Below are 12,732 nucleotides of genomic sequence, written 5' to 3'. Positions count from 1 at the left end.
GGGGATGTGGCCGTAACGGGTAGATCCTGGACCCATCAGGACGTTCCGGCCGATGCAAACGGGTAAGCGGGCGACGCGTCCGCCGCCCGCCTTCAAGCCTCTAGCGAAGCTTAATTAGACGCGGCGGCGCTTCGACGGACGCACACCATTGTGCGGGATCGGCGTGACGTCGCGGATCGAGGTGATGTGGAAGCCGACGGCCTGCAGCGCGCGCAGAGCCGATTCACGGCCCGAACCGGGGCCCTTGACTTCGACTTCGAGGGTGCGGACGCCGTGCTCGGCGGCCTTGCGGCCGGCGTCTTCGGCGCACACCTGAGCGGCGTACGGAGTCGACTTGCGGCTGCCCTTGAAGCCCATCATGCCGGCCGAGGACCACGAGATCGCGTTGCCCTGGGCGTCGGTGATGGTCACCATGGTGTTGTTGAAGCTGGCGTTGACGTGCGCGACGCCGGCCGAGATGTTCTTGCGTTCGCGGCGCTTAATGCGCTGGGGTTCGCGTGCCATTTTGCTCTAATCCTACAAAAATCGTTCAAAAGCAGAAGTCACCGGAGGGTCGGTCCAGAGGACATGACCCTCGACGATTACTTCTTCTTGCCGGCGATCGGCTTCGCCTTGCCCTTGCGGGTGCGCGCATTGGTGTGCGTGCGCTGACCGCGGACCGGCAGGCCCTTGCGATGACGCAGGCCGCGATAGCAGGCCAGATCCATCAGGCGCTTGATGTTCATCGCGGTTTCGCGACGCAGATCGCCTTCGACGGTCAGGTCGGCGTCGATGGCTTCGCGGATCTGCAGGACTTCGGCGTCCGACAGGTCCTGAACGCGGCGCGCATGGTCGATGCCCAGCTTGTCGGCGAGGTCGACGGCGGTCTTGCGACCGATGCCGTGGATGTAGGTGAGCGCGATGATTACGCGCTTGTTGGTCGGGATGTTAACACCCGCAATACGTGCCATGGTACTTAAATCTCCTGCTCCACGGGGCAGTAGGCGCCGCCCCATCTCAAAGCGTTCGGGCCTCTTTCCTGGCAAGGAAAAACAGGCCATGATGTTGCTTCCCGAGACGCAAAAAAGACGGCCAGTGCAGGAAGCACTGCCGCTGTTACGCGTGTAGGGAACGGCGGCCTTTATCGATTCGCCCCAAAACTGTCAATATCCGGCGCTTTTTTGAGGCTCTCCGTGCGATGAACGGAGCGGTTGCGCATGGGGGCAAGCGGCGGCGGTCGTGGTCGGCCATCCGCCTCTGCCGTCGCCTTGCCCCTTTTCGGGTTGAGCGCTCCGGCCGGCTCGGGCATGGAAGCGCGATGCGTCTGACCCGATTTCTTGTGTCCGCCCCGGCCCTTGCAGCGCCGCTGACCCTGTTGGTGGCCGGCTGCGTCGCGCCGCCATCCGCGCCGCCTTCGGCTGCGGCGTCGCGTCCGGCACCCGCATCCCGGCCTGCGCCTTTGCCACCGGCGCAGCCCGCACCGCCTGCGGCGGTCGAGTGGCAATATCGCCCTGCGACGCCGGGCAACTGGACCTATCGCGCCGATCCGGCCGGGCCGGTCGCGCTGTTTGGCGAGTCGGCTTCTGCCCCGCGCCTGACGTTGCGCTGCGACCGGGCGACGCGGCGGATCAGCCTCGGTCGGGCCGGCGGCGGGCAGGGGGCGATCACGGTGCGGACAAGCTATGGCGCGAGCAGCTGGCCGGCGGTGATGGCGGGGACGCAGGTGCCGCAACTGACCGCCGTGCGCGGCGCGAGCGACGCGGTGCTGGACCAGCTCGCCTATAGCCGGGGCCGTTTCGCGGTCGAGGTGCAGGGGCAGGAGACGCTGATCGTGCCGGCCTGGGCCGAAATATCGCGCGTGATCGAGGAATGTCGGGGCTGAAAATCGGCCGACCCAGGCTTTTCGGGCCGACGGTCGAGTATGATTCCAAAAAAGAATATTACAAGTCTTGATCCTGCAATCCGTCTGATTCACAGTCCGTCTCGTGGCCGATCGAGGGGTAGCTCAAAGCCGGCCACGCGGGCTTAATTAGCGAAAGGAGGTGATCCGATGTCTCATGGTTCAGCAATGGGGTCGGTCAAGTCCATTCGGGAAACGCGCCGCTGACGACGCCGGAGCGTCGGTACAAACCCTTCATGGTGTAGAGACCAAGAGCGCCGACATACAGGCCGTCTCCGCCAGGGGCTTTAGCGCGAACTTGTCTTCCTTCTGGGCGGTTTCCGGCCGCTGACCATGCACATGATGGGCCGTCGGGCATTGCGTCCCGGCGGCCCCTCTCATGTCCGGGGTGTTGCGCTTTTTTTTGAGACATGGCGAAAGGGCGATGTCTCGGTACGGCGCCGGCCCACTCCCCCGCCCAGCCACCCGATAGGATGACACTGGATCGGGCGGTTGGGCGGGGGAGTGGGCTGGAGCCGGCTTTCTAAAACGGCCCCTCAACGCCGGCGGGTTGCGAACCAGATGACGTGGCGGGGGCCCTTGCCATTGTCGCGCGCCTTGACCGCGACTTCCTCGACCGCGAAGCCCGCATTCTGCAACCGCCGGGTGAAGGCGGCGTCCGATCCCGCCGACCAGATCGCCAATATGCCGCCGGGCTTGAGCGCGCGCATCGCGCTGGAGAGGCCCGCATTGGTATAAAGCCGGTCATTGGCGTCGGCGGTCAGGCCATCGGGGCCATTGTCGACGTCGAGCAGGATCGCGTCATAGCTGCCATGGCCGGCGGCGATCACATGGGCGACATCGTCCATCACCAGCCGCACGCGCGGATCGTCGAGGCAGCCGGCGGCCAGATCGACCATCGGACCGCGCGCCCATTCGATGATCTCGGGCACCAGTTCGGCCAGCGTGATCTGCGCCTTTGCGTCCATTTCCGCGAGCGCGGCGCGCAGCGTGAAGCCCATGCCATAGCCGCCGATCAGCATGTGGAGACCGGCGCGCTTGCCCAGCCGCTCCAGCGTCATCAGCGCCAGCGCCTTTTCCGACCCGCTCATCCGGCTGCTCATCAGCTCGTTGCGGTCGAGCACGATCATGAAGTCGCCGCCGCGGCGATAGAGGCGCAGTTCCTGCCCGCCCGGAACGGCGGCGGTGCCCAGCAATTCGCGCGGTGTCATGGCAATGGTCCTCAAACAGGGCGGGGAAAGCGGCCGCATGACAGGTCGCGCGCCGCTGCGCAATGGCGGCCCGATGGACGGTTCGCCGCCTATGGGCTGGCCAGCGGCGGCGCAGGGGTCTATCGGCACCCCCATCATGCGTTATTTTCTCGATACCGAATTCAACGGCTTTGGCGGCGCGCTGATCAGCGTGGCGCTGGTGCCCGAACATGGCGACGATGATTTCTATGCGTCGCTGCCGCTGCCCGATGTGATCGAACCCTGGGTCGAGCGCCATGTCATCCCCTATCTGCGCCATGTGCCGCCGGGGCTGGACCATGAACTCAGCCGGATCGAGGCGGCGGACCATATCGCCGCCTATCTGGATGGCGATTCCGATCCGGTGATCATCGCCGACTGGCCCGAGGATCTGGCCCATTTCTGCGCGTTGCTGACCACCGGGCCGGGGCAGATGGCGGCGGTCGACTATGGGCTGCGGCTGGAACTGATCAACGCGGCGGGCTTCAGCGCGGCGGCCAACAGCCGGGTGCCGCACAATGCCCTGCATGATGCGCGGGCACTGCGCGACTTCTACGTCAATAATTGAGTCGAAAGGGGCGGTGTTGCGCACCGCCTCTGGCTCTCAGAGACTGTTTGAGAAAGTCGGTTCCGGCCCGCTCCCCCGCCCAACCGCCCGACAGGATGACACTGGATCGGGTGGTTGGGCGGGGGAGCGGGCCGGTACCGCGCTGAAAAATCGCTCTTTCGCGATTTTTCAAACAGGCTGTCAGCGCTCCGTGCCCCTCGCCTTGCCCCAGGCATGGGCCGCGGTATAGCCGAGATAGGCGGTGCCGAAGAGCGCGTAGAGCGGCTCGGGCAGGGCGTCGAGATAGGCGCGCATGCCCGCGATGATCGCGCCCGCCACCTCCGGCTGCCAGCCCGAGATCAGCCCCATCGGGATCGACCAGAGCAGCAGTGCATAGATGACGTAGAGAAAGGCCGGCCGCGACCGCTGGGTCCACAGGTCGGTCGGCTCGGTGGGAAGAGGAATGTCGTCGGTCCTTATCATGATCGCATCTCCCTTCAGCCGATGCGGTTGGCGAGCCAGCCATAGAGAAAGGCCTCGTTGGCCGGGCGGCTTTCGGCCAGCGCCAGATAGCGTTCGCCCTGCAAGGCCTCGATCGCCTTGATCAGCACGGCGTCGCCGGCCGCGCCGCGCAGGGTGCGGAAGGCGCGCAGCGCGGCGAGCGTGTGGGCGCCGATCGCGCCATCGGCCTTCAGGTCGGGATAGTCGCGCTGGTTGCGGTTGAGCGCGTTGAGTGCCCGCTGGAGAAAGGTGCTGGCGACCCCCGGCCCCATGTTGACGGCGGTGTCGAACAGTTCGGCGGCGAGCGCCATGCTTTGCTGTGCGACAGCGGCATAGCCCGGTCCATCCCAGTAAAGCTGGCGATAGATGGCGCGGGCAGTGGCGGGCGGCAGGCGGCGCATGTCGCCGGCAAAGCCGTTCGCCCGCGCGACGCCCAGCGTGATGCCCATATTGGTCGGCCCGCCGCGATCGGCCGGATGGTCGACATAGCCACCCTCCCGCGCGATCAGTTCGTCCAGCAATGTGTCGATGGTCATGATCGGCCCTTCCATGGTTCGTGGATGGCGAATCATTTATCCCATATGGTTATCTGTAGGACAGGGGGAATGGCATGGGCGCGTCTGTCGAAGTTCACAGTGTAAACGGGCTTCTGAGGTCGTTTGCGCCTGAAACGCGTCGGCAACGCCTCTGCTGCGCGTCGGTCATGCACTGGAACGCGTCCCGTCCAACAGGGGCTGGGCCATCGTGCCGCGTCAACGCCGCGCGCGGCACGCGCCCCGGACGCGACACCCACGCTCCTTTCTTGCACGCGGCACGCGCCGGTCGATTGGCGCGGGCGCATTCGGTCGCATCACCAAGTGTAGAGCAGGGAGAGGGGGGGCGTAGGAAAGGGGGTGTCGGGGCGGGGCCGGCATGGCGCTGCCCGGATAGCGCTTGGTCCGCTTCCGGGCGGAAGGCTGCCTGGCGCGAAGCGAGCAGGAGCGCTCATTCCTTCTCCCGTTGGCGGGAGAAGGATACGAAGCCTTGCCGGCAAAGCCGGTTAGGCGAAGTTGGATGAGGGCGGCTTGTTTCAGAAGACCCTCACCCTCCCACGCCTTCGGCGCGGGCCCCTCCCTCTCCCGTGAACGGGAGAGGGTAGGCTGACAGTCCGCCCCCCCCCTCCCCAACATGACCAAGATTTCATGATTGCGCGGATTGATCCGGCGCGGTGCCGGGTCTAGCGGCCATCCTGTTCCAGCCGGAATATTCCGCCCATCCTTTCGAGGAAATCATGTCCGACAACGACCATAGTCGAAAGACCGCGCGTTCGGGCATGGGGGCGACCTGACAGGTTCGGATCACCCGCCCGCCCCGAAGGCGCGGTCGCACGAGGTGATCCATGAATGCAGCCATCCGTTTTCTCGTCGGCTCCCTGCGCCGCGGGCCCCAGGCCCCTGATCTCAACCGCCTGTTCGATGACGGCCAGACCTATGGCGAGCGGCTGGCCGACCGCGTCGCGGCGATCGGCGGTTCCTGGTGCTCCATCATCGGCTTCAGCCTGTTCCTGGTCGCCTGGGCGCTGCTGAACACGCTGGTGCTGGCGCGACACGCCTTCGATCCCTTTCCCTTCATCTTCCTCAACCTGATGCTGTCGATGCTGGCCGCGCTGCAGGCGCCGATCATCATGATGAGCCAGAACCGCCAGGCGGCCAAGGACCGGCTGGGGGCGCGGCTCGACTATGAGACCAACCTGCGATCGGAAGCGCAGATTGCCAGCCTGCACGACAAGATCGACCTGCTGCTGGCGATGGCGGGCGAGAGGGGGGATACGGCAGGGGCGGCGGGCTGATCTTCCGGCATTTCCGGGTCTTGTTTGACATTGTGGGTCATGGTCCCGCAATGTGGCTGCATGTCCAATGGGGCGACATGGGGAGGGTCAGGTCGTGCAGAACAGGCTTATCATCGATCGGCGAACATGGCTGGCGGGGCTTGTGGGGCTGGCCGGCCAGGCATCACTGACCGGGCCGGCTCACGCCCTGACCGCGCGGGTCCGCAGCCGGGTGATCATCGACAATGATTTTTCCGGCGATCCCGATGGCCTGTTCCAACTGGCGCATCATCTGTTGTCGCCTTCGGTGCAGATCCCGCTGGTCATCGGATCGCATATTCATCCCAGGGATTTCCTCGACGGGTCGGACCGGCAAGCCGACAATGCCGTGCAATGCGTCAGCGCCATGATGGATTGCATGCGGCTGCCGCATCGACCGCCGGTGCTGGCGGGGCGCAATGCCGCGCCGGCGCCCGGCACGCCGCCATCGGCCACCCCGGCGGTGACCGCGATCATCGCCGAAGCGCAACGGACCGATAGCAAAGTGCCCCTCTTCTATGTTGCGGGGGCTGGCCTGACCGACCTGGCCGAGGCGGTGCGCCTGCGGCCGGAGATCGCACGGCGGATCATCCTGGTCTGGATCGGCGGGCCGGAACATGGGGATGTCGATCCCACCGTCCATGTCCGGGCAAGCAAGGAATATAATCTGACCATCGATCCGGCCGACGCCACGGATCAACGATCAGGCGGGCTATGTCGCACATCCGGCTGGGCGGCCGATGCGCATCTTCACCCGGATCGATAGCCGGCTGACCTTTGCGGACATGTTTGCCAAGATCCGCGCCGGCAGCGTTTGACACGCAGGGGCAGACCCTCCGCCGAAGCGGCGAAAATCATGGATTATGGCGATGTTCGGAGAATTTTGGTCGGGACGAGAGGATTCGAACCTCCGACCCCCACACCCCCAGTGTGATGCGCTACCAGGCTGCGCTACGTCCCGACCGGAGGGCGCCCAATAGAGGGATGAATTGGAAGTTGCAAGGGATTCGATGCAGGCTTTTTGCGGGGCGTGCAAATCACCGGCTTTCCCGTCCCTTGCCCGATGCTTTCAAAGCCCGCCATTCCGGGCGCGAAAAGCCAAGCTTGTTGCCTTGCCCCGGCCATCTGTGTTAGCCGCCCGCGCTTGATCCCATGCCCGCGCCCTGCGGGTTGGGGAGACCGAAAAACAAGGCGAAAGTCCCACCATGTTCATTACTCCAGCCTTTGCCCAGACCGCGGGCGGGCAAGCCTCCGGCGCCGGTATCCTGGTGCAGATGGCACCGCTGGTCCTCATCTTCGTCGTCTTCTACTTCCTGCTGATCCGTCCGCAGCAGAAGAAGATGAAGGAGCATAAGGGCAAGATCGACGCCGTGAAGAAGGGCGATCAGGTCGTGACCGGCGGTGGCCTGGTCGGCAAGGTCGCGCGCGTCGACGACATCTATGTCGATATCGAGCTGGCGCCGAACATGAAGGTCAAGGCGGTCAAGTCGACCCTGGCCGACGTGATCGACCCGACCACCGCCAAGCCCGCGAACGACTGATCCAACCATGCTGAACTTCTCGCGCTGGGCCATCGCCGGCATCCTGTTGCCGCTGATCATCGGCATCTTCTGCGCCGTCCCGAGCTTCCTGCCCGATTCGACGGTGGCGAAGCTGCCCCCCTTCATGCAGACGCGGGTCAATCTGGGCCTCGACCTTGCCGGCGGCAGCCATCTGCTGCTGGAAGCGTCGACCCAGGATGTGGCCAAGCAGCGGCTCGCCAATATGGAGGAGCAGGTCCGCACGGAACTGCGCCGGGGTGAGACGAAGATCGCGATCGGCGATATCTCCAGCCGTGACGGGAAGCTCAGCTTCATGGTCCGCAACCCCAGCGAAGTGGATGCCGCCGTCGAGCGCATCCGCCCGCTGACCCAGGGTGCGGGCCTGACCGGCCAGCGCGACTTCAATGTCGAGGTGGTCAACAGCTCCACCATCGTCATCACGCCGACCCAGGCGGGAATCGACAATGCGGTCAAGAGCGCGATGCAGGTCGCGACCGAAGTCATCCGCAAGCGCATCGACGAAATGGGCACGCGCGAGCCGACCATCCAGCAGCAGGGCGCCAACCGCATCGTCGTGCAGGTGCCGGGCCTGCAGGATCCCAAGGCGCTGAAGGCGCTGCTGGGCCAGACCGCGAAGCTGGAATTCAAGCTGGTCGACATGAGCGCCAATCCGAGCGAGGTGGCCCAGGGCCGCGCGCCGGTGGGCAGCGAAGTCCTGCCCTATCCGACCAATCCCGCCGGGCCGCCGATGATCGCGGTCCACCGCCAGGTGATGGTGTCGGGCGAGGAACTGACCGACGCGCAGCAGACCTATGACCAGCAGACCAACGAACCCAATGTCACCATCCGCTTCAACGGATCAGGCGGCAACAAGTTCGCCAAGGTGACGTCGCAGAATGTCAACCGCCCCTTCGCCATCATCCTGGATGGCAAGGTGCTGTCGGCGCCGAACATCAATGAGCCGATCCTGGGCGGGTCGGCGACGATTTCGGGCAGCTTCACCGTCGAGGGTGCCAACCAGCTGGCGATCGCGCTGCGCTCGGGCAAGCTGCCGGTCAACTTCGTCGTGGTCGAGGAACGCACCGTCGGTCCGGGCCTGGGCGCCGATTCGATCCGCGCCGGCCTGGTCGCGTCGATCGTCGCGGTCGTCGCCGTCGCTGCCTTCATGTTCGTGAGCTATGGCCGGTTCGGCATGTATGCGAACCTGGCCGTGGCCATCAACGTGCTGGTGATCCTGGGCGTGATGGGCATATTGGGCGCGACGCTGACCCTGCCGGGCATTGCCGGCTTCGTGCTGACCATCGGCACCGCGGTCGACGCGAACGTGCTGATCTATGAGCGTATTCGCGAAGAGCGGCGACGCGGGCGCGGGGTCGTGCAGGCGATCGAGTTCGGCTACAAGGAAGCCAGCCGCACCATCTTCGAAGCGAACGTGACCCACGCGATCGCCGGTGGCATCATGCTTGCGCTGGGCTCCGGCCCGGTCAAGGGCTTCGCCATCGTGCTGCTGATCGGTATCGCGACCAGCGTGTTCACTGCCGTGACCTTCACGCGCGTTCTCGTCTCGGGCTGGGTGCGTCGCACCCGTCCCACGGACATCCACATTTAAGAGGGGCGGGAGGAACAACCCATGAAACTTCTCAAGCTCGTCCCCGACAACACCAATATCGGCTTCGTCAAGCTGCGCCACTGGGCCTTTGGCCTGACGCTGCTGCTGACCGTGCTGGCGGTCGGCGCGACCTTCTACAAGGGCCTGAACCTGGGCGTTGACTTTGTCGGCGGCCTGATGATCGAGGCGAAGTTCCCGCAGGCGGTCGAGACCGACAAGGTCCGCGACACGATCGCGGGGCTGCGCGTGGGCGAAAGCTCGCTGCAGCAGTTCGGCGATCCCAAGACGGTGCAGATCCGCCTGCCGCTGCCCGAACAGGGCGGCGCCGGCGCGGCCAACGCCGTGGTCGAAAAGACCCGCAAGGCGATGGAGGCCCAGTTCCCCGGCGTCACCTTCTCGCGCTATGACACGGTGTCGGGCAAGGTGTCGGGCGAACTGATCCAGAATGGTGTGCTGGCGGTCGTGCTGGCGATCATCGGCATCGCGATCTTCTCCTGGTTCCGCTACGAATGGCAGTTCGGCGTGTCGACCTTCGTCGCGATCGTCCACGACGTGCTGATGACGCTGGGCTTCTTCGCGATCACCCAGCTGGAGTTCGACCTCAACATCATCGCCGCCGTGCTGACCATCGTGGGCTATTCGATCAACGACAAGATGGTGATCGACGACCGCATCCGCGAAAATATGCGCAAATATCGCAAGATGGACATGAAGTCGCTGATCGACCTGTCGGTCAACGAGACGCTGCCGCGCACGGTCATGACCTCGGTCACCATCCTGCTGGCGCTGGGCGCGCTGCTGCTGCTGGGCGGCCATGTGCTGCGCGGCTTCACCGCGGCCATGATGCTGGGCATCATCGTCGGCACCTATTCGTCGGTCTATGTCTCGTCCTCGCTGCTGATCACGCTGGGCCTGAGCCCGCAGACGGCCGAGAAGAAGGCAAAGAAGGGCGGCATCGCCGCCCAGGCCGAGCGCATGGGCCCGCGCGACGGAGCCCAGCCCTGAGCGACCGTCAAACCGGAATCGAACTGCGCCGCGACGATAGCGGCCAGGGTCCGATCGTCACCGGCTTCCAGGGCCGGGGCTTCCGCGTGAAGGACGATGTCTTCCCGGACGGGCTGTTGCTCAGCCCCGTCCGGGCACTGGCCTGGATGCAGGCGCCGGCGGTGTCGGCGATGAGCGTCGCGGCGCTGGGCGATTTGTTCGACCATCTGGAACTGAAGCCCGAATTCCTGCTGCTGGGCACCGGCAGCGGGTTGCAACAGCCGCCCCGTGCCTTCGTGCGGGAACTGGAAGCGCGCGGTATCGGCGTCGAGGCGATGGACAGCCGCGCCGCCGCCCGTGCCTGGGGCGTGCTGCGCGCCGAGGAACGCTGGATCGTGGGCGCGCTGCTGCCGCTCTGATCAGCCGGGCTGGAGCCGGGGATAACGGGTTAGCCATCGCTTGGCGCGCACCCGCGCATCGAAGATCGTCCGCCTGGCGCCGAGAAAGGCCGGGCCGGGCACCAGCCGCAAGCCGAACAGATCATCAAAGCCGAAGGGGGCGTTGACCTCCAGCCGGTCGTCGGGCGTCAGGCGAACGCCGATGGCGGTCGCCGTCTCGGTCCAGTGGCGCATCGCGTCGGCAGCATCGGCATAGGGGGCATCCCGATTGCGCAGGTGCATCCGTGCCTGATTCTTGACCGACCAGTCGACGTCCGGGCGCAGCGCCGCCAGTTGTTGCTCGATCTGCCGGTCGAGCGCAGGGTCGGTCCGGATGGGATCGAACCAGATGATGTCGATATCGCCGACGGGGATCGACGGGGCGTGGCCGTGGAGCTGGTCCCAGACCGCATCGCGCACGAAGCCGGCGGCGACCCAGCCATCGGGCAGGTCAAGCGCGCGGAGCAGATGCAGGATGGCCATGCGCCAGGGATCGGCGTTCAGCAGGTCGCGCAAACGGGCTTCCATGCGGATTACGACTTCATCGACCAGGCGGTCAGCTCCTCCAGGTCGAGGTCGCGTTCCAGTTCCTGCAGCACATGTTCGTCAATATCGCCGGCGCGGTGCAGGCGTAGCAGTTCGGCGCGGCCGGCGGCGATCGCCTCCAGCACCAGGTCGAAATGGGCATGGAGCCGGTCGGCGAACTGGTCTTCCTGCCCTGCATAGTTTTTCGAAAGGACGGCGCGGCGCTGATAGCGTTCGAGCAGTTGCGGGTGGATGAGTTCGCCTGCCGCATCATAGGCGAGCTGTTCGACGCGCACGGCCTGGACCCTGGCGATGGCGGCTTCGGCATCGCTCATGCTGAGGCGGGGGCGATCATGAATCGGGTCGGAGAGGCCCGCCCAGCGGATCAGCAGGCCAAGCGTCGTGCCCTGGATCAGGACGGTGCCGAGGATCACGCCAAAGGCCGCTACCAGCAGGAAGTCGCGCCCCGGAAAGCCCTCCGGCACGGAGAGGGCGACCGCCAGCGTCACCACGCCGCGCATGCCGGCCCAGCCGAGCACGGTGGCGCCGCGCGGGCCGACCGGGCTGTAACGGCGCAGGCCCATCGCGCGCAGCAGCAGGATGATGGCGTCCGAGCCGAACACCCAGACGAAGCGGGCGGCGGTGAGGGCGAGCAGGATGAGCAGCACGGGCACCGCCATATTGTCAAGCACGACGGCAAAGCCGCCGACCCGGTCGACCACGCCGCGCAGCGACGAGCCGATCAGCATGAACACGGTCGCTTCCATGAGGAAGATCATCACCGCCCAAAAGGCGGTGCCGCGCATCCGCACCGAGGCGGACCAGACGATATGCTGATACCAGCCGCAGATGAGGCCGGCGGCGACGGTGGCGATGACGCCGGAGACATGGAAGGCTTCGCCCAGCAGATAGGCCGACCAGGGCACCAGCATGGAGGAGGCGATCATCAGATAATCGTCGCCCAGCCGCCGGACCAGCAGCACCCAGATGGCGCCGATCGCGGCGCCGACGACCAGGCCGCCGACGGCGAGCAGGATGAAGCTTTCGAGGCCCGCGACCGCGCTGAAGCTGCCGGTGGCGACGGCGGCGATGGCGAAGCGGAAGAGGACCAGGCCGCTGGCGTCGTTGAACAGGCTTTCGCCCTCCAGCAGGACCGACAGGCGGCGCGGGAGATGAACGCGTTGCAGCACGGCGCGCGCGGCAATGGCATCGGGCGGCGATACGATCGCGCCCAGCGCGGCGCAGGCGGCCCAGGGCAGGGACGGCATCAGCGCATGGGCGACCGCGGCGACCACGAGCGTGGTGAAGATCACCGCACCGATCGCCAGTGACATGATGCCGATCAGGTGGCGGCGCAGATGGCCCAGCGCGATGAACCAGGCGCCGTCCATCAGCAGCGGTGGCAGGAAGATGACCAGGACCAGTTCGGGGTCGAGCGAGATGACCGGCAGGCCGGGCACGAAGGCGAGCAAGGTGCCGCCGGTCAGCAAGGCGACCGCTGGCGGCAGGCCCAGCCGATGCGCGGCATAATGAAGCGCGATGATCGCCAGCAGCATGGCCACCAGCAGTTCGAACAATTCCACCGGATGCATCGGCCTGGCCCCTGTCTGTCGATCACCCTACCCTAATAGGGT

15 protein-coding genes and 1 tRNA gene are annotated in these 12,732 nt (G+C 65.9%); 8 read left to right on the top strand and 8 right to left on the bottom strand.

The window, feature by feature from the left end; genetic code table 11:
• Nucleotides 1–114: 114 nt before the first annotated feature.
• Both rpsK and rpsM read right to left on the bottom strand, forming a co-directional pair.
• Nucleotides 115–504: a 30S ribosomal protein S11 gene (rpsK, locus tag E5554_RS00575; RefSeq protein ID WP_004208752.1), complete on the bottom strand. Its 390-nt coding sequence runs from the start codon at nt 502–504 to the stop codon at nt 115–117.
• A gap of 77 nt (nt 505–581) precedes the next feature.
• The gene (gene rpsM / locus E5554_RS00570; RefSeq protein WP_004208751.1) at nt 582–950 is read right to left on the bottom strand and encodes a 30S ribosomal protein S13; all 369 of its coding nucleotides are present in this window, start codon (nt 948–950) and stop codon (nt 582–584) included.
• A 347-nt stretch (nt 951–1,297) separates the two neighbouring features.
• On the opposite strand from rpsM, the gene E5554_RS00565 reads away from it, so the two are divergent.
• Complete coding sequence (locus E5554_RS00565; protein WP_097384650.1) at nt 1,298–1,861, top strand: hypothetical protein; 564 nt, start codon at nt 1,298–1,300, stop codon at nt 1,859–1,861.
• 554 nt (nt 1,862–2,415) lie between these two features.
• Here E5554_RS00565 and E5554_RS00560 read toward each other — a convergent pair.
• Nucleotides 2,416–3,090, bottom strand: a complete 675-nt coding sequence (locus E5554_RS00560; protein ID WP_017499648.1) for an MnmC family methyltransferase — start codon at nt 3,088–3,090, stop codon at nt 2,416–2,418.
• A 136-nt stretch (nt 3,091–3,226) separates the two neighbouring features.
• On the opposite strand from E5554_RS00560, the gene E5554_RS00555 reads away from it, so the two are divergent.
• On the top strand, nt 3,227–3,676 hold the full coding sequence (locus E5554_RS00555; RefSeq protein WP_026108855.1) for a hypothetical protein: 450 nt from the start codon (nt 3,227–3,229) through the stop codon (nt 3,674–3,676).
• A gap of 180 nt (nt 3,677–3,856) precedes the next feature.
• Here the strand turns inward: E5554_RS00555 and E5554_RS00550 are convergent, their stop codons facing one another.
• Both E5554_RS00550 and E5554_RS00545 read right to left on the bottom strand, forming a co-directional pair.
• On the bottom strand, nt 3,857–4,138 hold the full coding sequence (locus tag E5554_RS00550; protein ID WP_136185652.1) for a 3TM-type holin: 282 nt from the start codon (nt 4,136–4,138) through the stop codon (nt 3,857–3,859).
• 14 nt (nt 4,139–4,152) lie between these two features.
• Nucleotides 4,153–4,692: an N-acetylmuramidase gene (locus E5554_RS00545; RefSeq protein WP_136185651.1), complete on the bottom strand. Its 540-nt coding sequence runs from the start codon at nt 4,690–4,692 to the stop codon at nt 4,153–4,155.
• An 842-nt stretch (nt 4,693–5,534) separates the two neighbouring features.
• Between E5554_RS00545 and E5554_RS00540 the strand changes: the two genes are divergently transcribed.
• Both E5554_RS00540 and E5554_RS00535 read left to right on the top strand, forming a co-directional pair.
• Entirely contained in the window at nt 5,535–5,984 is a 450-nt protein-coding gene (locus E5554_RS00540) for a DUF1003 domain-containing protein (RefSeq protein WP_136185650.1), read from the top strand.
• 94 nt (nt 5,985–6,078) lie between these two features.
• Complete coding sequence (locus E5554_RS00535) at nt 6,079–6,768, top strand: nucleoside hydrolase (protein WP_247594341.1); 690 nt, start codon at nt 6,079–6,081, stop codon at nt 6,766–6,768.
• Nucleotides 6,769–6,886: 118 nt separating this feature from the next.
• On the opposite strand, the gene E5554_RS00530 is transcribed toward E5554_RS00535, so the two are convergent.
• Nucleotides 6,887–6,963, bottom strand: a tRNA-Pro gene (locus E5554_RS00530).
• Nucleotides 6,964–7,207: 244 nt separating this feature from the next.
• Here E5554_RS00530 and yajC point away from each other — a divergent pair.
• The 4 genes from yajC (at nt 7,208) to E5554_RS00510 (ending at nt 10,555) form a co-directional block, all read left to right on the top strand.
• A complete protein-coding gene (yajC, locus tag E5554_RS00525; protein WP_004208743.1) occupies nt 7,208–7,543 on the top strand; it encodes a preprotein translocase subunit YajC in 336 nt (111 codons plus the stop codon).
• 7 nt (nt 7,544–7,550) lie between these two features.
• Entirely contained in the window at nt 7,551–9,152 is a 1,602-nt protein-coding gene (gene secD, locus E5554_RS00520; RefSeq protein WP_004208742.1) for a protein translocase subunit SecD, read from the top strand.
• A 21-nt stretch (nt 9,153–9,173) separates the two neighbouring features.
• Nucleotides 9,174–10,157, top strand: coding sequence for a protein translocase subunit SecF (secF, locus tag E5554_RS00515; RefSeq protein WP_010338409.1), 984 nt, complete (start codon nt 9,174–9,176; stop codon nt 10,155–10,157).
• A gap of 86 nt (nt 10,158–10,243) precedes the next feature.
• Nucleotides 10,244–10,555, top strand: coding sequence for an MTH938/NDUFAF3 family protein (locus E5554_RS00510; protein ID WP_017499639.1), 312 nt, complete (start codon nt 10,244–10,246; stop codon nt 10,553–10,555).
• On the opposite strand, the gene E5554_RS00505 is transcribed toward E5554_RS00510, so the two are convergent.
• Together E5554_RS00505 and E5554_RS00500 are read right to left on the bottom strand one after the other, a co-directional pair.
• Complete coding sequence (locus E5554_RS00505) at nt 10,556–11,101, bottom strand: nucleotidyltransferase family protein (protein ID WP_136185649.1); 546 nt, start codon at nt 11,099–11,101, stop codon at nt 10,556–10,558.
• Between the two features lie 5 nt (nt 11,102–11,106).
• On the bottom strand, nt 11,107–12,690 hold the full coding sequence (locus tag E5554_RS00500) for a Na+/H+ antiporter (RefSeq protein ID WP_136185648.1): 1,584 nt from the start codon (nt 12,688–12,690) through the stop codon (nt 11,107–11,109).
• Between the last annotated feature and the right edge of the window lie 42 nt (nt 12,691–12,732).

Source organism: Sphingobium sp. PAMC28499, from assembly GCF_004795815.1.
GTDB lineage: Bacteria > Pseudomonadota > Alphaproteobacteria > Sphingomonadales > Sphingomonadaceae > Sphingobium > Sphingobium yanoikuyae.
This window is presented reverse-complemented; position numbering and strand designations above follow the sequence as displayed.

Bases quoted from the DNA above. Each gene is read 5' to 3' on its own strand.
- E5554_RS00540 (WP_136185650.1), top strand. From the start codon at position 5,535: ATGAATGCAGCCATCCGTTTTCTCGTCGGCTCCCTGCGCCGCGGGCCC.
- E5554_RS00550 (WP_136185652.1), bottom strand. From the start codon at position 4,138: ATGATAAGGACCGACGACATTCCTCTTCCCACCGAGCCGACCGACCTG.
- secD (WP_004208742.1), top strand. From the start codon at position 7,551: ATGCTGAACTTCTCGCGCTGGGCCATCGCCGGCATCCTGTTGCCGCTG.
- E5554_RS00565 (WP_097384650.1), top strand. From the start codon at position 1,298: ATGCGTCTGACCCGATTTCTTGTGTCCGCCCCGGCCCTTGCAGCGCCG.
- E5554_RS00555 (WP_026108855.1), top strand. From the start codon at position 3,227: ATGCGTTATTTTCTCGATACCGAATTCAACGGCTTTGGCGGCGCGCTG.
- E5554_RS00505 (WP_136185649.1), bottom strand. From the start codon at position 11,101: ATGGAAGCCCGTTTGCGCGACCTGCTGAACGCCGATCCCTGGCGCATG.
- secF (WP_010338409.1), top strand. From the start codon at position 9,174: ATGAAACTTCTCAAGCTCGTCCCCGACAACACCAATATCGGCTTCGTC.
- E5554_RS00545 (WP_136185651.1), bottom strand. From the start codon at position 4,692: ATGACCATCGACACATTGCTGGACGAACTGATCGCGCGGGAGGGTGGC.
- rpsM (WP_004208751.1), bottom strand. From the start codon at position 950: ATGGCACGTATTGCGGGTGTTAACATCCCGACCAACAAGCGCGTAATC.
- rpsK (WP_004208752.1), bottom strand. From the start codon at position 504: ATGGCACGCGAACCCCAGCGCATTAAGCGCCGCGAACGCAAGAACATC.
- E5554_RS00500 (WP_136185648.1), bottom strand. From the start codon at position 12,690: ATGCATCCGGTGGAATTGTTCGAACTGCTGGTGGCCATGCTGCTGGCG.
- E5554_RS00560 (WP_017499648.1), bottom strand. From the start codon at position 3,090: ATGACACCGCGCGAATTGCTGGGCACCGCCGCCGTTCCGGGCGGGCAG.
- yajC (WP_004208743.1), top strand. From the start codon at position 7,208: ATGTTCATTACTCCAGCCTTTGCCCAGACCGCGGGCGGGCAAGCCTCC.